16 protein-coding genes are annotated in these 18,517 nt (G+C 63.9%); 11 read left to right on the top strand and 5 right to left on the bottom strand.

The features are described 5' to 3' along the window. Positions 1 to 985, bottom strand: a 985-nt coding sequence (pyk, locus tag KZO25_RS17755; RefSeq protein WP_223137971.1) for a pyruvate kinase, incomplete at its 3' end; no start/stop codon positions are given. 279 nt (positions 986 to 1,264) lie between these two features. Here pyk and gap point away from each other — a divergent pair. After that, positions 1,265 to 2,287, top strand: a complete 1,023-nt coding sequence (gene gap / locus KZO25_RS17760) for a type I glyceraldehyde-3-phosphate dehydrogenase (protein WP_066451897.1) — start codon at positions 1,265 to 1,267, stop codon at positions 2,285 to 2,287. A gap of 106 nt (positions 2,288 to 2,393) precedes the next feature. Here the strand turns inward: gap and iolB are convergent, their stop codons facing one another. The 3 genes from iolB to KZO25_RS17775 are packed head-to-tail and all read right to left on the bottom strand — an operon-like array spanning position 2,394 to position 5,144. Beyond that, positions 2,394 to 3,197 (bottom strand): 5-deoxy-glucuronate isomerase, encoded by an 804-nt coding sequence (gene iolB, locus KZO25_RS17765; RefSeq protein WP_223137972.1) that lies wholly within the window; start codon positions 3,195 to 3,197, stop codon positions 2,394 to 2,396. A gap of 34 nt (positions 3,198 to 3,231) precedes the next feature. Further along, positions 3,232 to 4,227 (bottom strand): inositol 2-dehydrogenase, encoded by a 996-nt coding sequence (iolG, locus tag KZO25_RS17770; RefSeq protein WP_223137973.1) that lies wholly within the window; start codon positions 4,225 to 4,227, stop codon positions 3,232 to 3,234. 53 nt (positions 4,228 to 4,280) lie between these two features. Beyond that, positions 4,281 to 5,144 carry a MurR/RpiR family transcriptional regulator gene (locus KZO25_RS17775; RefSeq protein ID WP_223137974.1) on the bottom strand — a complete coding sequence of 288 codons (864 nt, stop codon included), beginning with the start codon at positions 5,142 to 5,144 and terminating at the stop codon, positions 4,281 to 4,283. A 219-nt stretch (positions 5,145 to 5,363) separates the two neighbouring features. Here KZO25_RS17775 and KZO25_RS17780 point away from each other — a divergent pair, with 219 nt between their 5' ends. The 10 genes from KZO25_RS17780 (at position 5,364) to KZO25_RS17825 (ending at position 17,130) form a co-directional block, all read left to right on the top strand. After that, the gene (locus KZO25_RS17780; RefSeq protein WP_223137975.1) at positions 5,364 to 6,302 is read left to right on the top strand and encodes a sugar ABC transporter substrate-binding protein; all 939 of its coding nucleotides are present in this window, start codon (positions 5,364 to 5,366) and stop codon (positions 6,300 to 6,302) included. Between the two features lie 52 nt (positions 6,303 to 6,354). Continuing rightward, a complete protein-coding gene (locus KZO25_RS17785) occupies positions 6,355 to 7,482 on the top strand; it encodes an ABC transporter permease (protein WP_223137976.1) in 1,128 nt (375 codons plus the stop codon). 1 nt (position 7,483) lies between these two features. Then, entirely contained in the window at positions 7,484 to 8,344 is an 861-nt protein-coding gene (locus KZO25_RS17790) for an ATP-binding cassette domain-containing protein (protein WP_223137977.1), read from the top strand. 94 nt (positions 8,345 to 8,438) lie between these two features. Then, the gene (locus KZO25_RS17795; protein ID WP_223137978.1) at positions 8,439 to 9,236 is read left to right on the top strand and encodes a TIM barrel protein; all 798 of its coding nucleotides are present in this window, start codon (positions 8,439 to 8,441) and stop codon (positions 9,234 to 9,236) included. A gap of 76 nt (positions 9,237 to 9,312) precedes the next feature. Further along, the gene (locus KZO25_RS17800) at positions 9,313 to 11,259 is read left to right on the top strand and encodes a bifunctional 5-dehydro-2-deoxygluconokinase/5-dehydro-2-deoxyphosphogluconate aldolase (protein ID WP_223137979.1); all 1,947 of its coding nucleotides are present in this window, start codon (positions 9,313 to 9,315) and stop codon (positions 11,257 to 11,259) included. Between the two features lies 1 nt (position 11,260). Beyond that, the gene (iolD, locus tag KZO25_RS17805) at positions 11,261 to 13,108 is read left to right on the top strand and encodes a 3D-(3,5/4)-trihydroxycyclohexane-1,2-dione acylhydrolase (decyclizing) (RefSeq protein WP_223137980.1); all 1,848 of its coding nucleotides are present in this window, start codon (positions 11,261 to 11,263) and stop codon (positions 13,106 to 13,108) included. A 52-nt stretch (positions 13,109 to 13,160) separates the two neighbouring features. Continuing rightward, positions 13,161 to 14,063, top strand: a complete 903-nt coding sequence (gene iolE / locus KZO25_RS17810) for a myo-inosose-2 dehydratase (RefSeq protein WP_223137981.1) — start codon at positions 13,161 to 13,163, stop codon at positions 14,061 to 14,063. A gap of 43 nt (positions 14,064 to 14,106) precedes the next feature. Beyond that, complete coding sequence (locus tag KZO25_RS17815) at positions 14,107 to 15,609, top strand: CoA-acylating methylmalonate-semialdehyde dehydrogenase (protein WP_223137982.1); 1,503 nt, start codon at positions 14,107 to 14,109, stop codon at positions 15,607 to 15,609. Between the two features lie 76 nt (positions 15,610 to 15,685). Further along, positions 15,686 to 16,807 (top strand): Gfo/Idh/MocA family protein, encoded by a 1,122-nt coding sequence (locus tag KZO25_RS17820; RefSeq protein ID WP_223137983.1) that lies wholly within the window; start codon positions 15,686 to 15,688, stop codon positions 16,805 to 16,807. Between the two features lie 77 nt (positions 16,808 to 16,884). Further along, positions 16,885 to 17,130 carry a hypothetical protein gene (locus KZO25_RS17825; RefSeq protein ID WP_223137984.1) on the top strand — a complete coding sequence of 82 codons (246 nt, stop codon included), beginning with the start codon at positions 16,885 to 16,887 and terminating at the stop codon, positions 17,128 to 17,130. Positions 17,131 to 17,218: 88 nt separating this feature from the next. On the opposite strand, the gene KZO25_RS17830 is transcribed toward KZO25_RS17825, so the two are convergent. Beyond that, complete coding sequence (locus tag KZO25_RS17830) at positions 17,219 to 18,517, bottom strand: aspartate kinase (RefSeq protein WP_223137985.1); 1,299 nt, start codon at positions 18,515 to 18,517, stop codon at positions 17,219 to 17,221.

Genomic DNA, 18,517 nt, shown 5'->3' on the forward strand with positions numbered 1-18,517 from the left:
CGGCGGCGGTCTCGGCGGAGAGCATCACCGCATCGGTGCCGTCGAGCACCGCGTTGGCCACGTCGAACACCTCGGCCCGGGTGGGCAGCGGCGAGGTGATCATCGACTCCATCATCTGCGTTGCCGTGATCACCGCCCGGTTCAGGGTGCGGGCGCGCTTGATGATGCGCTTCTGCATGCCGATCAGCTCGGCATCACCGATCTCCACCCCCAGGTCGCCGCGGGCTACCATCACCGCCTCACTGGCCTCGATGATGCCGTCGAGCGTCGCCGCGTCGGCCACCGCCTCGGCGCGTTCGAGCTTGGCCACCAGGCCGATCTCTTTCCCCGTCTCGCCCAACAGCGCCCGCGCTTCCTGCATGTCGGCGGCGCTGCGCGGGAACGAGACCGCCAGGTAGTCGACGCCGATGTCGATGGCGGTCTTGAGGTCGGCGCGGTCCTTGTCGGTGAGCGCCGGGGCCGAGAGCCCGCCCCCCTCCTTGTTGATGCCCTTGTTGTTGGAGAGCTTGCCGCCCACCACCACGCTGGTGTGGATCAGGTGGTCGGCCACCCGGTTCACATGCAGCACCAGCCGGCCGTCGTCGAGCAGCAGGCGGTCGCCGGGGGAGACGTCATCGGCCAGGGTCTTGTAGTCGCAGCCGACCCGGGTCACGTCACCGGCATCGGCATCCAGCGCCATGTCGAGCAGAAAGGACTGCCCCTCCTCGAGCGTCACCGGCCCATCCTTGAAGCGGGCGATGCGGATCTTGGGGCCCTGCAGGTCGCCCAGGGCGGCCACGGCCCGGCCCAGGCGGGCGGCGATCTCGCGCACCCGCTCGAGGCGGCGCCGGTGGTCGCCGGGCGAACCGTGGGAGAAGTTGAGGCGCACCACGTCGACGCCGGCCTCGATCATCGCTTCCAGCACGCCGTCGCGGTCGCTGGCCGGACCCAGGGTGGCGACGATCTTGGTGCGACGAAGGGGAGAGCGAGGTTGGCAGTGGGGCATGGAGAGTCCTCCTTGTGGCGACGCCGGTAGTTAACAGGATGTCACCACCTTAGCTGTGCGTGCGTAATATTACTACAATATTTTCCTGCTTCCCAAACCCCTGTTGGCGCGGGATGGAGGCCGCTGCAGCAGCGTTCTATGCGTATTTTGCGGTGCGGCGAAGCAAGGTGTCAGCGTGGCGCCCTCAAAAGTGTTGTAATATTACCAAAAAAACTTGAGACTCAACGGCAATTGCACCACATTAAAATAATTGCTACCCACTCCCGGGAGGAAGATGCCATGACACTCAAGGTTGCCATTAACGGATTCGGTCGCATCGGTCGAAATGTCCTGCGCGCGCTCTACGAAAACGGCTATCGCAATCGCGTCCAGGTGGTTGCCATCAATGATCTGGGCGCCCCGGCGCTCAATGCCCACCTGCTGCGCCACGACACCGTACATGGCCATTTTCCGTTTTCCGTGACGCACGATGACGAGACGTTGACCGTGGATGGCGATCGCATCGCCATCCTGTCGGAGCGCGATCCATCCGCCTTGCCCTGGAAAGACCTGGATGTCGATCTGGTCATGGAATGCACCGGCCTGTTCACCAAGCGTGAGGCTGCAGCTAAGCACCTGTCCGCCGGTGCCGGGCGAGTGCTGATTTCGGCGCCGAGCCCGGATGCCGATGCCACCATCGTCTTCGGCGTCAACGAGGGCGTGCTGAAGCCCGAGCACAAGGTGGTCTCCAACGCCTCCTGCACCACCAACTGCCTGGCGCCGATCGCCCAGGCGCTCAACGAGTCGGTGGGCATCGAGAATGGCCTGATGACCACGGTGCATGCCTACACCAACGACCAGAATCTCTCCGACGTCTACCACAGCGACCCCTACCGGGCCCGCAGCGCCACCCACTCGATGATTCCCACCAAGACCGGCGCCGCCGCCGCCGTAGGTCTGGTGTTGCCGGAGCTTGCCGGCAAGTTCGACGGCCTGGCAGTGCGCGTGCCGGTGATCAATGTGTCGCTGGTGGATCTGGTGTTCACCGCCAGTCGTGACACCACCAAGGAGGAGATCAACGCCATCCTCGTCAAGGCGGCGGAGGCCTCGCCGGTGCTGGCGGTCAACGCCCAGCCGCTGGTCTCCATCGATTTCAACCACGACCCCAACTCCTCGACCTTCGACGCCAACCACACCCGGGTGAACGGACGCCTGGTGAAGGTGATGGCCTGGTACGACAACGAATGGGGCTTCTCCAACCGCATGCTCGACACGGCCCTGGCCATGCAGGCAGCGAGTGACGCCAAGCGGGACGCCGCCTGACGCGGTGATCGCAGACGAGCAAGATCCAGCGCCGGGGCGATGAGTCACCCCGGCGTTCGTGCGTCCGGGCCCCACCCTTGCTGCCGCTGCTCCGCGGGTCACCCGCTCACTGCTTGACGATCCACTCGTGGGCCGGGTCGTTCTGGAACTTCCATGCCCGCTTGGGGCCGGCCATCACGTTGAGGTAGTAGAGGTCGTAGCCGTGGGCGGCACCCACCGGGTGGTAGCCACGGGGTACCATCACGCAACAGCCGTTCTCCACCGCTATGGTCTCGTCCAGGGAGTGGTCATCTGTGTAGACCCGCTGGAAGGCGAAGCCCTGGGTGGGGTTGATGCGGTGATAGTAGGTCTCCTCTAGGATCGACTCTTCGGGAAGGTTGTCCACATCGTGCTTGTGCGGCGGGTAGCTGGACCAGTTGCCCGCCGGGGTGTAGACCTCCACCACCAGCAGGCTATCCGCCGGCTCGGTCTCCGGGAGGATGTCCTGGATATGCCGAGTGTTGGTGCCGCTGCCTCGAGTGCTGCACTTGACCTGCTTGGGAGTGATCAGCCGCGGCGGGTGGTTGCCGAACCCCGGAGCACTGCATATCGCCAGCTCCAGGTCGGTGGTGGCCTCAACGCTGTAGCTTGCGCCATCGGGGAGGTAGACCGAGTAGGGGGGGATCTTCTCGAAGATGTCCATCCGCTCACCGATCTCCTCCCAGCAATGCTCACCGCTGGTCACGGTAGCGCGCCCGGAGAGCAGCACCAGGCAGTGTTCTCGGCCCTCGGTATTGGCCTCGAGGCGCTGGCCTTTATCCAGCTTGTGAACGCGAAAACCCACATGCTCCCAGCCGGCGGATTCCGGGGTGACTTCCAGGACTTTGCCCTGCTCGTCGGGCTGTTTTGGACGTACCAGTAGTGAGGTCATGGGTCGCTCCTGTCCAGTTCAGTGAATTCTAGTGTCAGTGAATATCGTCCAGGGCGATGCGGCGGCCTTCCTTCAGCGATCGCTCGGCCGCCTCGGCGAGGCGCAGGGCCTCGAGACCGTCACTGGCACTGGCCAGGGGGGCGCGCTTCTCCTGCCAGGCATCGACGAAGTCGCCAATCTCACGGCTATAGGCCTCGGCGTAGCGCTCCAGGAAGAACCAAAGCGGCTTTTCTTCTACTTGGCCGGGCTCGCCAGTGAAGCGCAGGCGGGTCTCGCTCTCGTTCTGGGCCTGCAGCATGCCGGCGCTGCCGAAGGCTTCTATGCGCTGGTCATATCCGTAGCAGGCGCGACGCGAATTGTTGATATGGCAGAGTCGGCCGCTGGCCGTCGTCAGAGTGACCATGACGGTGTCTACATCACCGGCCTCGCCGATGGCCGGGTCGATCAGGCAACTGCCCTCGGCGTGGACGTGGGTGATGGGCTCGTCGAGCAGCCAGCGGGCCATGTCGAAATCGTGGATCGTCATGTCCCTGAAAATGCCACCAGAAGCGGCGACGTACTCGGCGGGGGGCGGGGCCGGATCCCGGCTGATGATGGAAAGCGTCTCGAGCTTACCGATGCGGCCGTCGTCCAGCGCCTGCTTGAGGGCGGCGAACTGAGGATCATGGCGGCGGTTGAAGCCCAGCGCGCAGGTAACCGGATTGGCTTCGAGAACCTGGAGGGCGTCACGGGTACGCGCCAGATCGAGGGCAATCGGCTTCTCGCAGAGGATCGCCTTGCCGGCGCGAGCCGCCTGTTCCAGGTAATCGGCGTGGGTCGGTGTGCTGGAGGCGATCAGCACAGCGTCGATGTCGTCATTCGCGAAGATGGCCTCGGCACTCAGGGCTTGAGCGCCATGCTGGGTGGCCAGCGCCTCGGCGGCTGGGGCGTGATAGTCGGTGACGGCGGCCAGGGTCGCCTTGGGATGGCTGGCGATGGCCTGGGCATGCACCTTACCGATGCGGCCGGCGCCGATCAGAGCGATTTTCATGGTGACTCCTAGTGAGTTGCATTTAGTTGAAGCAGGTTGTGGAAAGGGCGATATCAGGCCTGCCCGGCGCTGTCTCCTGAGGGAGGCCGATCCCGAGCCTTGTCCTGACGTACTCCCAGTGAGATGGCGAGGGTCTGGGCCAGGCAGAGTGATGCGGTGAGGCCGCGAAAGCTTTTGACCTCGGCTTCGTGTACGACCAGCACCACGTCGGCAAGGCGGGCCAGTGGGCTAAGGTTGGAGTCGGTGATCACTACGACGGGAATGCCGCGTTCTCGTGCTCCGTCCGCGACGTCGCGGGACTCCTGTGCATAGGGCGAGAAGCTCACGACCATCAGGGCGTCCCGCGAGCCGATAGCCTTGACCTGCTCGCCATACATTCCTCCCAGGCCGTTGACCAGGAAACTGCGCTTGTCGATGTGGTGCAGTGCATAGGTCATGTAGCTGGCCACGACGAAGCTGCGACGGGCCCCCATCACATGAATTGCCTGGGCCTGCTCGAAAATATCCAGTGCCTGCTCCAGGTGTCGCGGATCGATGCGTCCCGGCAGCTGTTCGAGTGCTTCGCGGTTAGCATCGGCGAACTCCCATAGCAGCTGGGTACTGTCGGGGGTCTCGCCGGTGGCGCTGCGCACGGCCCGGATTCGTTCGGTGTAGTTGGGTAGCTCGTCGACCAGCCGCGTGCGGAATAGCTGCTGCATCTCCGAGAAACCCGTGAAGCCAAAATTGTTGGCAAAGCGGATCAGGGTGGAGGGGGTAACGCCGGCCTGTTCGGCTAGCTTGGCCACAGTGGCAAAGGCGACTTCTTGAGGGTGGTCGAGCAGGAAACGGGCGGTCTGCTGCAGGCGCCGGCTCAGTGACGGGTACTCCGCCGTGATGCGCGCTTCCAGCTCGTTGAAGTCCTGGGGTGTCGTGTTCATCTGCCGTTCTACCTCGCCGTTGCCATCTCGGGCGTTGAATCTAGATCGAATGCTTGTGGGCAGTCTAGGTGCTTTGGAATAAATATTCCAGCTACACTAAAATATAGAATGTATAGTTTGATTTATTCCAGAATGGAATCTATATTTCATTGCGATGGCCCGCTTGACTAACCATCACGCAACGACAGCCACATAATGACAATCACGAGGATTCCACCCATGGCACGTCTTTCTCAATGGCTTCTCGCCTCCACTGCCGCTGTAGCCATGATGGCCGGATCGGCCCAGGCCCAAGAGCCAAATCGTTTCATCATGGTGACCCATGGCATTCCCTCTGATCCCTTCTGGTCAGTGGTCAAGAACGGCGCCGATGAGGCCGCCGAGCTGGTAGGGGCGCGCCTGGAGTATCGCGCTCCCTCCACCTTTGACATGGCGCGGATGCAGCAGCTGGTCGATGCTGCCATTGCCTCCAGCCCCGATGGTCTGATCCTTTCCTTCACCGACGAGGATGCTCTAGGGAGCGTTGTGCAACGCGCGACCGACAACGGCATTCCGGTGATCACCATCAACTCCGGTGGGGATGTTTCCGGTAACTACGGCTCCCGCCTGCATGTCGGCCAAAGCGAGTACGAGGCGGGCAGGCTCGCCGCGGAGCGTATGCAGGAGCTGGGCGTCGAAAAGGGGGTCTGCATTAACCATGAGCAGGGCAATCAGGGGCTCGATCAACGCTGCGATGGCTTCGTCGATGGCTTCGACGGCAACGCCGATCAGCTGGCAACGACATATGACCCCACGGGCATTCGTAGTGCCCTTGTTGCCTACCTGAACCAGAACAGCGATGTTCGAGGCGTCCTGGCCCTGGGCGCGCTGGCTGCCGATCCTATGGTGCGTGCCATTCGCGATGAGGGCGCTCTCGACATGTTCACTATTGGCACCTTCGATCTCTCCCCGAGCATTCTGCAGGCCGTCGAGGCAGGTGAAATTGACTTCGCCATCGACCAGCAGCAGTACCTGCAGGGCTATCTGCCGGTGATGTTCCTCGATCAGTACGCTCGTCATGGACTGCTCCCGGCAGGGGATGTGGCGACGGGTCCTGGGTTCGTGACCCAGGAAAATGCCGCTCAGGTCATCGAGTTGAGCAATCAAGGCATTCGCTAATCTTCTGCCTATAAAACGCTGGCCCGGCATCGCCGGGCCCGGGAGTCGTATCATGAAGTCCAATCCAGAACCCCCCCAAGCCGCTGCGCCGGAACCCCAGGATGAGCGCGTGCAGGCGATTCCAGTATGGAAAAAGGCACTGAGCCGGCCGGAGCTAGGGGCGTTGGCCGGCGCTGTCCTGGTGCTTTCCTTTTTTATCGTCGCCGCCAGTGGCACCGGCATGTTTACGCCGGCGGGTATCATCAACGTCCTTCAGGTGGCCGCTCAGTTGGGAATCATTGCGACCGCTGCGGCCCTGCTGATGATCGGCGGTGAGTTCGACCTCTCCATCGGTTCCATGATCGGCCTGGCCGGCATCCTGATTGCCATCCCGGCGGTGGAGTATGGCTGGCCGCTGTGGGCGGCCATCATGCTGGCCTTCTCTTGTGCGGCCCTGGTGGGGTGTCTCAATGGTTACCTGGTCAACAAGACAGGTCTGCCTTCCTTTATCGTCACTCTGGGCTTCCTGTTTATCCTGCGAGGTCTTGCCATCGGCGTCAGCCGCCTGCTGACCGGCCGTACCCAGGTGGGAGGGGTGAGCGAACATATCCCGGGAGACTGGTTAGCTACCCTCTTTGCAGGTGAGGTGGGCACGGGGCTCTTCACTTGGATGGCGACACAGGGCTGGATCGCCACCAACTTCGCCGGCAACCCGGTGGTTACCGGTATCCCGGTCTCCATTGTCTGGTGGCTCGGCCTCACTGCCGTGGCGACCTGGGTCCTGCTTTGCACCCCCTATGGCAACTGGATCTTCGCCAGCGGTGGCGACAAGAATGCCGCACGCAACTCCGGCGTCCCAGTTCACCGGGTCAAGATTTCACTGTTCATCTTCACCGCCTTCTCCGCGACCATCTTTGCTTGCATCCAGGTGATGGATACCGGCTCGGCGGACACCATCCGCGGCCTGCTCAAGGAGCTGGAGGCGATCATTGCGGTGGTTATCGGGGGTGCGCTGCTCACAGGGGGCTATGGCTCCGCAATCGGGGCAGCGCTCGGCGCTCTTATTTTCGGCATGGTGCAGATGGGTATTTTCTATACCGGCGTCAACACCGACTGGTTCCAGGTCTTCCTTGGCGTAATGCTGCTGGTCGCCGTGCTCTTCAACAATTTCATGCGCAAGAAGGCGATGGAGGCCAAGTGATATGAGCGAACGTACTCCTATGATCGAGATGCGCAACGTCAGCAAGCATTTCGGCAGCGTCATCGCCCTTAGCGACATCTCGATGGAAGTGTGCTCCGGCGAGGTCATGTGCCTGCTGGGTGACAACGGCGCCGGCAAGTCCACCCTGATCAAGACCTTGTCGGGTGTCCATAGTCCGTCCCACGGCGAGATGTACCTGGATGGCAAGCCCGTCCACTTCAAGTCCCCGGCTTATGCGCTGGACGCCGGTATCGCCACCGTCTTTCAGGATCTGGCGATGATCCCGCTGATGTCGATTACCCGTAACTTCTTCATGGGGCGCGAACCTACCGTCGGGTGGGGACCCTTGAAGCGCATCGACTGGAAGTACGCCGATCGGGTGGCCAAGGAGGAGATGGCCAAGATCGGCATCGATGTGCGAGACCCCAGTCAGCCGGTGGGCACACTCTCCGGCGGTGAGCGCCAATGCGTAGCCATTGCTCGTGCGGTCTATTTCGGTGCCAAGGTGCTGATTCTGGATGAGCCCACCTCGGCGCTGGGGGTCAAGCAGGCTTCGGTAGTACTGCGCTATATCGCCAAGGCGAAGGCCGACGGCCTGGCGGTGATCTTCATTACCCACAACGTCCATCATGCCTACCCGGTGGCCGATGCCTTCACTCTATTGTCGCGCGGCGGCAGCCTCGGCACCTTCCGCAAGGCAGACATCACGCGCGAGGAGGTGCTGAACATGATGGCCGGTGGCGCCGAGCTGGAGAGTCTCGACGCCGAGCTGGCCGAGTTCCAGCGCTGCGACACGGAGAGGAAGGCGAGCCGTGAAAGTGCCGCGTCCCAGCAGGAGACATCGAGCGCCTCTGGCACATGATGTAAGCAAACTTGGCGCTTCATACCACCGGGCGGGAAATGCCGAATCCGGTGTGCGCAGGCGGATGACGAAACCCTTTCACGGAGTTCTGGCAATGAATCAACGATCAGGATCTTCCCCCTTCACCCTGGCGGTCTGTGCCGAGATGGTATTTCGTGACCTGCCGGTTATCGAGCGGGTCAGGCGGATCGATGCCTTGGGCTTCCAGGTGGAGATATGGGACTGGACGAAGCATGACATTCAGGCCCTGGCAGACACCGGTGCGACCTTTTCCTCCATGACCGGCTATATCGACGGCACCCTCGCTGATCGCCAGGGTGCCGACCGGCTGGTCGAGACGGCGAGGGAATCGATCGAGGTGGCCAAGACGCTGGGCATCCCCCGGCTCAATTTGCATGGCACCGGCCTCGACGGCCAAGGGTTGCCGGTCAAGCCGTGTGTCGAGATGACCGGCCCTATGTGGATCCAGGCGGCGGACACCCTGAACCGCCTGGCCGATCTCGGCCAGCAGCATGGGGTCACCTTCGTGCTGGAGAATCTCAATACTGCCGTCGACCACCCTGGTGTGCCCTTTGCGAGAGCCGAGGATGTTCTGGCACTGGTGGCGGCTGTCGATCGCCCAGAGGTGCGCATCATGTTGGATCTCTACCACGCTCAGATCGGCGAGGGGAATCTGGTCGAGTTGGTACGACGCTGCGCGCCCTATATCGGCGAGATTCAGGTGGCGGATGTCCCTGGCCGCTGCGAGCCCGGCAGTGGCGAAATCCACTATCCAGCCATCGCCAGGGCCCTCGATGAGATCGGCTATCGCGGCACGGTCGGGCTGGAGGCCTGGGCCTCTGGCGGCGACGAGCTGGCCCTGTCCCGCTTTCGAGATGCCTTCACCCTTTAGCCACTTCGAATAGAACAGCGTCGTAGCGCTCGCCGGATCGATGGGTGCCTTACGACAAGCGACGCGGAGAAATGCTATGCAAGATGTTAATACTGACAATCGCCCTCTGGACCTGATCTGCCTAGGCCGCGTCGCCGTCGATCTTTATGCAGAGCAGGTCGGTAGCCGTCTGGAGGACGTCACGAGTTTCGCCAAGTACCTGGGGGGAAGCTCCGGCAACATGGCCTACGGTACGGCGCGCCTGGGGCTCAAGACAGCAATGCTCTCGCGGGTCGGCAACGAGCAGATGGGCCATTTCGTGCGAGAGGAGCTCCAGCGAGCCGGGGTCGACACCTCCGCCCTGCAGACCGACCCGGAGCGACACACCGGCCTGGTACTGCTGGCGCTCAAGGATCGCGACACCTTTCCGCTGCTTTTCTACCGGCGGGACTGCGCCGACATGGCGATCGATGCAGATGCTATCGATCCGGCCTTTATCGGCCGAGCCCGGGCGCTGGCCATCACCGGTACCCATCTCTCCACTGAGACGACTCGGCAAGCCTGTCGCAAGGCGCTGGATGCGGCGGCGTCGCATGGCGTCAAGCGAGTGTTGGACATCGACTACCGGCCGGTGCTCTGGGGGCTGACCAGCCCAGGCGACGGTGAGACCCGCTTCATCGCCGATGAGACGGTTACCACCGACCTGCAGTCCTGGCTCGGCGACTTCGATCTGATCGTTGGCACCGAGGAGGAATTTCATATCGCCGGCGGTAGCACCGATACCCTGGACGCGCTGCGCGCGGTACGCCGGGTCAGCGATGCCACCCTGGTGTGCAAGCTCGGCGCACTGGGCTGCGTGGTCTTCGAGGGCGAGCTCCCCGAGCGGATCGAGGATGGCATCCTCGTCCGAGGGGTCAAGGTCGAGGTGCTCAACGTGTTGGGCGCCGGCGACGCTTTTATGAGCGGTCTGCTGCGGGGCTGGTTGAGGGGCGAGGATTGGGCGACCAGCTCAAGCTATGCCAATGCCTGCGGGGCGCTGGTGGTCTCCCGTCACGGCTGTGCACCGGCCATGCCCACCGAGGAAGAACTGTTCGACTACCTGGCCCGTCGTGACGAGGTGCCCCGCCCCGATAAAGACGAGCGTCTCAACCATCTGCATCGGGTGACGACCCGCACGCCGGTCAGCTGGCCCGAGGTGTGTGGTCTGGCCTTCGATCACCGGCGTCAGCTCACCGACATGGCTCGGGAGGAGCATGCCGATACCGAGCGCCTGCCGCTGCTCAAGCAGCTGCTGGTCCGGGCAGCCGAGCAGGGCGCGCGTTCTAGTGGCCTGTCCACGCCGGCTATTCTGGTGGACGACGTGCTTGGCCAGGATGCCCTCAACGACGCCAGCGGTCGCGGCTGGTGGATCGGCCGCCCGGTGGAGCTGCCGAGCTCACGCCCGCTGCGCTTCCAGCACGGTGACGACCTGGGCAGCGAGCTACGCCACTGGCCGGCCGAGCACATCATCAAATGCCTGGTGTTCTACCATCCGGACGATGCCCTGGAGCTGCGCCTGGAGCAGGAGGCGCGTCTGCGCCAGCTCTATCGCTCGGCTTGCGACAACCACCTTGAGCTGCTGGTGGAAGTGATTCCGCCGTTCAACATGCCCCAGGACGACACCACGTTGCCGCGCAGTTTGCAGCGGCTCTACAACCTTGGCATTCGCCCTGACTGGTGGAAGCTGCCGGCCATGTCGGATGCTGCCTGGCAGGCAGTGGGACGGATCATCGACACCCAGGACCCCCACTGTCGCGGCGTGGTGCTGCTGGGCCTCGACGCCCCCATGGAAGAGATGAAGCAGGGCTTCGGCTCCGCCGCCCGGCAGCCGCGCTGCAAGGGATTCACCGTGGGTCGCACCCTGTTCGCCGCAGCGAGTCGCGAGTGGTTAGGAGGGCGCATCGATGATGCCACCCTGGTGAGCCGCGTCGCCGAAAACTATGCCGAACTGATTCAGGAGTGGCGGTGCCTGCGCCGCACCGCCCACCAGCCGGAGGAGGCCTGATATGCGCACCATTCGTCTTACCATGGCCCAGGCTTTGATCAAGTATCTGACGGCCCAGCGCATCGAACACGAAGGGCGTGAGTTCCCGCTCTTCGAGGGAGTGTTCGCCATCTTCGGTCACGGCAACGTGGCCGGCCTGGGCGAGGCGCTCTACCATGCCCAGGACGCGTTGCCGACCCTGCGCGCTCACAATGAGCAGACCATGGCCCACGCCGCCATCGCTTTCGCCAAGGCCAACGGCCGGCGTCGGATGATGGCGGCCACCAGCTCCATCGGCCCGGGAGCTGCCAACATGGTCACCGCCGCGGCTCTGGCCCACGCCAACCGCTTACCGATCCTGCTGCTGCCTGGCGATACCTTCGCCACCCGGGAGCCCGACCCGGTGCTGCAGCAGCTGGAGAACTTTGGCGACCCGACCATCACGGTCAATGACTGCTTCCGTCCGGTGTCGCGCTTCTTCGATCGCATCACCCGCCCGGAGCAGCTGCTGACCAGCCTGCCCCAGGCCATTGCCACCCTGCTCGACCCGGAGCACTGCGGCCCCGCGACCCTGGCGCTACCCCAGGACGTCCAGACCTTCGCTTACGACTATCCTGAGGCGTTCTTCACGCCGAGGGTGCACCGCATCCGCCGCCCCCAACCGGACTCGCGGGAACTGGAAGAGGCCATCGCCGCTTTGGCCCGCGCCGAGCGTCCGCTCATCATTGCCGGCGGCGGTGTGCACTATGCCGGCGCCTGTGAGCGTCTTGGCGAGTTCGCCCAGGTTCATGGCGTGCCGGTAGCCGAAACTCAGGCTGGCAAGGGATGCCTGCCCGACGCCCATCCTTGCGCGGTGGGCGCCATCGGCGTCACCGGCAGTGCCGCCGCCAACCGCCTGGCCGAGCAGGCGGATGTGATTCTTGCGGTGGGAACCCGCCTGCAGGATTTCACCTCCGGCTCCCGGGCGCTCTTCGAGCATGACGATCTCACCCTGGTGGCGCTCAACGTGGGGCGCTTCGACAGTCAGAAACATCATGCCCTGCCGCTGATCGGTGACGCCCTCGTTGGCCTCGCGGCACTCGACACCGGCCTGTCCGAGTGGCGTGCCGCCGACGCCTGGCGGGAGCAGGTCGGCAGTCTCAAGCGTGACTGGGTCGAGGTGGTGGCTCGCGTCACCGCCGATGAGGGGCGCGAGCTGCCCACCGACGCCCAGGTGATTGGTGCGGTCAATCGCCAGGCCGGGGAGGACGGCACCGTGGTCTGCGCCGCCGGCGGCCTGCCGGGTGAGCTGCACAAGCTGTGGCAGGCCTCCGGTCCGGGCAGCTACCACGTGGAGTACGGTTTCTCGTGCATGGGCTACGAGATCGCTGGCGGCCTGGGGGTCAAGATGGCCCATCCCGAGCGTGAGGTGTTCGTGATGGTGGGCGACGGCTCCTATCTGATGCACAACTCGGAGCTCGCCACCTCGGTGATGCTGGGTCACAAGCTGGTCGTGGTGGTGCTCGACAACCGCGGCTACGGCTGCATCAACCGCCTGCAGCAGGCCACCGGCGGGACTGGTTTCAACAACCTTCTCGAGGACTGCCGTACGGTGGCGGAAGGCGCCCCGAAGATGGATTTCGCGGCTCACGCCCGGAGCCTGGGCTGTCAGGCGGAGAGCGTGTGCGGCATCCAGGCGCTGGAGCAGGCGCTGGTAAGAGCCCGCCAGGCCTCGACCACCTATGTCATCGCCCTGGACACCGACCCGCTGCCCAGCACCGCCGAAGGCGGCGCCTGGTGGGACGTCGCGGTGCCCGAGGTCTCTCAGCGTGAGCAGGTCAACGAGGCTTACCGCGGCTACCGCGAGGCCAAGCGCCGCCAGCATCACTGAAATTAGAACAGCCAGAAGTGGGCCAACAGGCTCACTTGATCAGGAGTTTCTCATGTCTACCGTACGCCTAGGGATCAATCCCCTGACCTGGACCAACGATGACCTGCCGAGCCTGGGGGCCGACACTCCGCTGGAGGTCTGCCTGGAAGAGGGCCGTGAGGCGGGGTTTTCCGGCTTCGAACTCGGCAACAAGTTCCCGCGCACACCGGATGCGCTCTCGGACGTGCTGGGTCGCTACGAGCTGGCGCTGGTCTCCGGCTGGTACTCCGCTCGCCTCCTTGAGCGCAGCCCGGAGGAGGAGATCGAGGCGCTCCAGGACCACCTCAAGCTGCTCAAGCAGTGTGGCGCCAAGGTCATGGTGTTCTGCGAGGTGAGTCGCTGCATCCACGGCAACCAGGCCGTGCCGCTGTCCCGTCGCCCTCACCTCAGCGATGCCGACTGGAAGCGCCTGACCGAGGGGCTAAACGTGGTGGGGGACTACCTCAAGGAGCAGGGTGTACAGCTGGCCTACCACCACCACCTGGGCACCGTGGTGGAGAGTCAGGCCGATGTGGAGCGCATGCTCGACAACACCCGCGACTCCGTTGGCCTGCTGCTCGACTTTGGCCACCTGCGCGGTGCCGGAGGCGCCCCCCTGGCGGTGGCCCGGTGCTACGCCTCGCGGGTCAATCATGTGCACTGCAAGGATGTGCGTTTCGGTGTGCTCGATGAGGTCCGCAATCGCGACAAGAGCTTCCTGGATGGGGTGCTCGACGGTCTCTTCACCGTACCCGGCGATGGTGATGTCGACTTCCTGCCCACGCTGACCCACCTGCGCGAGAGCGGCTACTCGGGTTGGTTGGTGGTGGAGGCCGAGCAGGACCCCGAAGTGGCGCATCCCCTCACCTACGCTCGCCTCGGCTATCGCAACCTGCACGCCCTGGTCGAGCAGGCCGGGTTCCAGGTCGCCGACTGACACTTCGTATACCGAACGACGGACTTACAGAGAGAAGATTTCCATGAACCAGATTCAGCATTTCCTTAACGGCCAGGTGGTGGCAGGTGCCAGTGGCCGTACCGCCCCCGTTTACAACCCTGCCACCGGCGAGCAGAGCGCTGATGTGGCCCTGGCCTCGGCCGACGAAACCCGTGAAGCGGTGCGTATCGCCCACGAGGCGTTTGCCGGCTGGGCGAAGGTCAGCCCGCTCAAGCGCGCGCGCATCCTGTTCAAGTTCAAGGCGCTGGTCGAGGAGCACGCCGACGAACTGGCGCGGCTGATCTCGCAGGAGCATGGCAAGGTGTTCTCCGACGCCAAGGGCGAGGTGACCCGTGGCCTGGAGGTGGTCGAGTTTGCCTGCGGTATTCCGCACCTGCAGAAGGGTGAGCACTCCCTGAACGTCGGTACCGGGGTGGACAGCTACTCGATGATGCAGCCGCTGGGCGTCTGCGCCGGTATCTCGCCGTTCAACTTCCCGGCCATGGTGCCGATGTGGATGTTCCCCATCGCCCTGGCCTGCGGCAACACCTTCGTCATGAAGCCCTCCGAGAAGGATCCCTCCACGACCATGCGCCTGGCCGAGCTGCTCACCGAGGCTGGCCTGCCGGGCGGCGTCGTCAACGTGGTCAACGGCGACAAGGAGTCGGTGGACGTGCTGCTAACCGACGAGCGCGTTCAGGCGGTGAGCTTCGTCGGCTCCACGCCCATCGCCGAGTACATCTATGCCACGGCGTCCGCCCATGGCAAGCGGGTTCAGGCCTTGGGCGGCGCCAAGAATCACATGGTGATCATGCCCGATGCCGACCTGGACCAGGCCGTCGGCGCGCTGATGGGGGCCGCCTATGGCTCCGCCGGCGAGCGCTGCATGGCGATCTCTGTGGCCGTGCCGGTGGGTGAGGAGACTACGAGCCGACTGCGCGAGAGGCTGGTGGCTGAGCTGGCCAAGCTGCGCGTCGGCCCCGGGCTGGTAGATGGCCCGGACAACGACATGGGCCCGCTGGTCACCCGCGAGCACCTGGAAAAGGTTCGCGGTTATATCCAGACCGGTGTGGATGAGGGCGCCGAGCTGGTGGTGGACGGTCGTGAAGCGCGCATCGAAGATGCCGGTGACGGTTATTTCCTTGGTGGCAGCCTGTTCGATCACGTGAAGCCGGGCATGCGCATCCACCGCGAGGAGATCTTCGGTCCGGTACTGGCCATCGCTCGGGCGGCGAGCTTCGATGAGGCGGTGGCCATGATCAACGGTCACGAGTACGGCAACGGCACCGCCATCTTCACCCGCGACGGCGACGCCGCCCGCCAGTTCTGCGAGCAGATCCAGGTGGGCATGGTCGGCGTCAATGTGCCGATCCCGGTGCCCATGGCCTTCCACAGCTTCGGTGGCTGGAAGCGCTCGCTGTTCGGCCCGCTGCACATGCACGGTCCCGACGGCGTGCGCTTCAACACCCGCATGAAGACCATCACCCAGCGCTGGCCCAGCGGTATTCGCGAAGAGACCAATCACTTCACCATGCCGACCCATTAACGTCATCCAATGCGTTATTCCTCATGCGCCGGGCTCTTGGGCCCGGCGCAGTTGGATCAGCACGAGGACCATCAGGATGCAGACTATCAAGATCGGCTTGATCGGCACCGGCTATATGGGCAAGGCTCATACCATTGCCCTGCGGGCCGCCCCCGTCGTCTTCTCTCTTCCTGCCCAGCCAGTCTGCGAGCTGCTGGCTGAGGTGAATGACGAGTTGGCCGCGCGCAAGGCCCGCGAGCTAGGCTTCGCGCGCTCCAGCGGTGACTGGCGGGTGCTGGTGGACGATCCCGATATCGATGTCGTCGATATCTGCGCACCCAACTTCCTGCACAAGGAGATGGCGCTGGCCGCCATCGCCGCAGGAAAGCACGTCTACACCGAGAAACCGCTGGCGCTCTCTGCCGCCGATGCCCAGGAGATGGTCGAAGCGGCAGAAAGAGCCGGGGTGAAGACCCTGGTGGGTTTCAACTACATTCGCAATCCGGCATCCCAACTGGCGAGGGAGATCGTCGCCAGCGGCGAAATCGGCGAACTCATCCACTTCCGCGGTCGCCACAACGAGGACTACATGACTGATCCCGGCAAGCCGCTGGACTGGCATGCCCAGCGGGCCACCGCCGGTGCTGGGGCCTTGGGTGACGTGGGCTCGCATATCCTCAACATGGCGGAGTACCTGACCGGCCAGCGCGTCAGCGAGGTGTTCGGCCAGCTGCAGACGGTGATTCCCCTGCGCCCCCTACCCGATGGCGGCGGTATGGGGGAGGTGGAGAATGATGACCAGGCTCAGGCGCTGCTGCGTTTCGACAGCGGCCTGATTGGCAACATCGAGACTTCCCGAGTAGCAACCGGGCGCAAGATGGGGCTGGCCTACACCCTTACCGGCACCAAGGGTGCGATCCTCTTCGACCAGGAGCGCATGAGCGAGCTGCAACTCTACAAGCACGAGGGGTCCAAGGCGCGGCGCGGCTTCAGCACTCTGTTAATGGGACCCGAGCACACCGACTACGGTGCCTTCAGCCCCGCTCCTGGCCATGGGCTGGGCTACAACGACCAGAAGATCATCGAGATCCGCGACCTGGTGGAGGGGATCGTGGGCGACAAACCTCTCTACCCGGATTTCCGTGAGGCGCTGAGGGTTAACCTGATGATTGATGCCATCGAGCGTTCCCATGCCGAGGGCAGGTGGATGCCGGTCTAGTATCTGCCTGGTCTTTGCCCCTTATCGCTAACCTCGACTACGCTGAGAAAGTACATCCATGGATCAGGAGGTATGACATGAAACGTTATGGATTACGTAGCCTGGCGATGGTATTCGTCGCTTCACTGATGCTGGCGCTTGCCGGCTGTGGCACAGGTACCGGTGAGCGTGCCGCCAGCGGAGCCGGCATTGGTGCTGCCGTGGGCGGCGCCGCTGGTGCCGCTACGGGCGGCAGTGCCGTGCGTGGTGCGGCGATCGGGGCCGGCGCGGGTGCAGCCACTGGGGCCGCTACCGATGAGGATGATATCGACCTCAGTGATTGATTGAAGGCTGGATGATCGAGGCCGCGCCTCCGAGTTGATCGGGGCGCGGCCTTTACATGGCTGGATAGTCGACTGACCAGGCCTGGTGTCAGTCCGGGATATGCCAAGTCTCGGGGCAATCCCGGCTATGGAAGAGGCGCTGGGCGGTGGTGGCGTTGCGTCTCTCGGCAAGGGCCTCGCGGCCTTTGCTCAGCTCGTCCATCATGCCTGCTTGGGGGTGGCGTACGGTGAGCAGTGTCAGATCGTTCTCCCGGCTCACGTCATAGTCGCCTTGCAGCGACTCCACCAGCGGGTCGAGCCGCTCTGGCTTGTCGTCGAGACACAGGGCGAAGCGCATGGCGCTGCTGTCGACCAGGTTGGCATGCATGCCGGCCTCCACCAGCCGGCCGAGTATGTCGTGCAGGCGTGGCTCATCCATGAACGAGAAGTTGCGCGGCCTCACTTCGAGCCATACCTGGTCCTGGCGCAGGATGCAGGAGGGCACGTCGGCATCGAAGCGCTGTTCGGCATCGATCACAGAGGGAGCGGTATCCGGGACCTCGAAGGAGCGCACCATCAGCGGAATCGACTTCTCCTGCAGAGGCCCCAGGGTCTTGGGGTGGATCACCTTGGCGCCGTGCCAGGCCAGCTCGGTGGCTTCGGCATAGGAGATGCGCTCGAGCTGCACGGCGTTGTCGAAGCGGCGCGGGTCGGCGTTGAAAAGCCCGGTGACGTCCTTCCAGATCACCACTTCCTTCGCATCGAGGCAGTGAGCGAAGATGGCTGCGCTGAAGTCGGAGCCTTCGCGACCCAGCGTGGTGGCCTCCCCCTCCTCGGTACCGCCGATGAAGCCTTGGGTCAGGAGCACGCTATCACTGTCCTCCAACTGCTGGCGAATGGACTCTGCGGTGGTTGGCCAGTCGATGTTGGCGGCTTGGTAGCGGCTATCGGTGCGCACCAGCTTGCGGGCGTCGTGCCAGTCGGTGGCGATGCTGCACCGGTTGAGCCAGGCGGCAACGATGGTGGTGGAGATGAGCTCGCCGTAGCATACGGTCTGGTCGTAATGTTTGGCGTAGGGGCTGCTGCGGTGCTTGCGGTGCTGGGCATCTAGCTCCTGGAACAGAGCCGAGACCCGCTCGGCGGGAGACTCGCCAGAGTCGCCGAAAAGTGCCTTCATCGCCTCGCTATGCTCGGTTTTCAAGGAATCGAGGCATTGGCGATATTCGTCAGTTCGACTCTCGTCGCGGGCAGCGGCCAGCAGCGCTTCCAGCTTGTTGGTGGTCTTGCCCATGGCCGAGATCACCACCACCAGAGGTCTGTCTTCATGGGCCTCGATCAGCGGTGTCAATTGGCGTATGGCGTCGGCGTCCTTGATCGAGGCGCCGCCAAACTTGAAAACGGTGGTCAT

The sequence above is a fragment of the Halomonas sp. ANAO-440 genome, assembly GCF_019915905.1.
GTDB classification, from domain to species: Bacteria; Pseudomonadota; Gammaproteobacteria; order Pseudomonadales; family Halomonadaceae; genus Halomonas; species Halomonas chromatireducens.

Excerpts from the sequence above, each read along its gene's own strand:
- gap (WP_066451897.1), top strand. The coding sequence starts at position 1,265 with ATGACACTCAAGGTTGCCATTAACGGATTCGGTCGCATCGGTCGAAAT.
- iolB (WP_223137972.1), bottom strand. The coding sequence starts at position 3,197 with ATGACCTCACTACTGGTACGTCCAAAACAGCCCGACGAGCAGGGCAAA.
- iolG (WP_223137973.1), bottom strand. The coding sequence starts at position 4,227 with ATGAAAATCGCTCTGATCGGCGCCGGCCGCATCGGTAAGGTGCATGCC.
- KZO25_RS17775 (WP_223137974.1), bottom strand. The coding sequence starts at position 5,144 with ATGAACACGACACCCCAGGACTTCAACGAGCTGGAAGCGCGCATCACG.
- KZO25_RS17780 (WP_223137975.1), top strand. The coding sequence starts at position 5,364 with ATGGCACGTCTTTCTCAATGGCTTCTCGCCTCCACTGCCGCTGTAGCC.
- KZO25_RS17785 (WP_223137976.1), top strand. The coding sequence starts at position 6,355 with ATGAAGTCCAATCCAGAACCCCCCCAAGCCGCTGCGCCGGAACCCCAG.
- KZO25_RS17790 (WP_223137977.1), top strand. The coding sequence starts at position 7,484 with ATGAGCGAACGTACTCCTATGATCGAGATGCGCAACGTCAGCAAGCAT.
- KZO25_RS17795 (WP_223137978.1), top strand. The coding sequence starts at position 8,439 with ATGAATCAACGATCAGGATCTTCCCCCTTCACCCTGGCGGTCTGTGCC.
- KZO25_RS17800 (WP_223137979.1), top strand. The coding sequence starts at position 9,313 with ATGCAAGATGTTAATACTGACAATCGCCCTCTGGACCTGATCTGCCTA.
- iolD (WP_223137980.1), top strand. The coding sequence starts at position 11,261 with ATGCGCACCATTCGTCTTACCATGGCCCAGGCTTTGATCAAGTATCTG.
- iolE (WP_223137981.1), top strand. The coding sequence starts at position 13,161 with ATGTCTACCGTACGCCTAGGGATCAATCCCCTGACCTGGACCAACGAT.
- KZO25_RS17815 (WP_223137982.1), top strand. The coding sequence starts at position 14,107 with ATGAACCAGATTCAGCATTTCCTTAACGGCCAGGTGGTGGCAGGTGCC.
- KZO25_RS17820 (WP_223137983.1), top strand. The coding sequence starts at position 15,686 with ATGCAGACTATCAAGATCGGCTTGATCGGCACCGGCTATATGGGCAAG.
- KZO25_RS17825 (WP_223137984.1), top strand. The coding sequence starts at position 16,885 with ATGAAACGTTATGGATTACGTAGCCTGGCGATGGTATTCGTCGCTTCA.
- KZO25_RS17830 (WP_223137985.1), bottom strand. The coding sequence starts at position 18,517 with ATGACCACCGTTTTCAAGTTTGGCGGCGCCTCGATCAAGGACGCCGAC.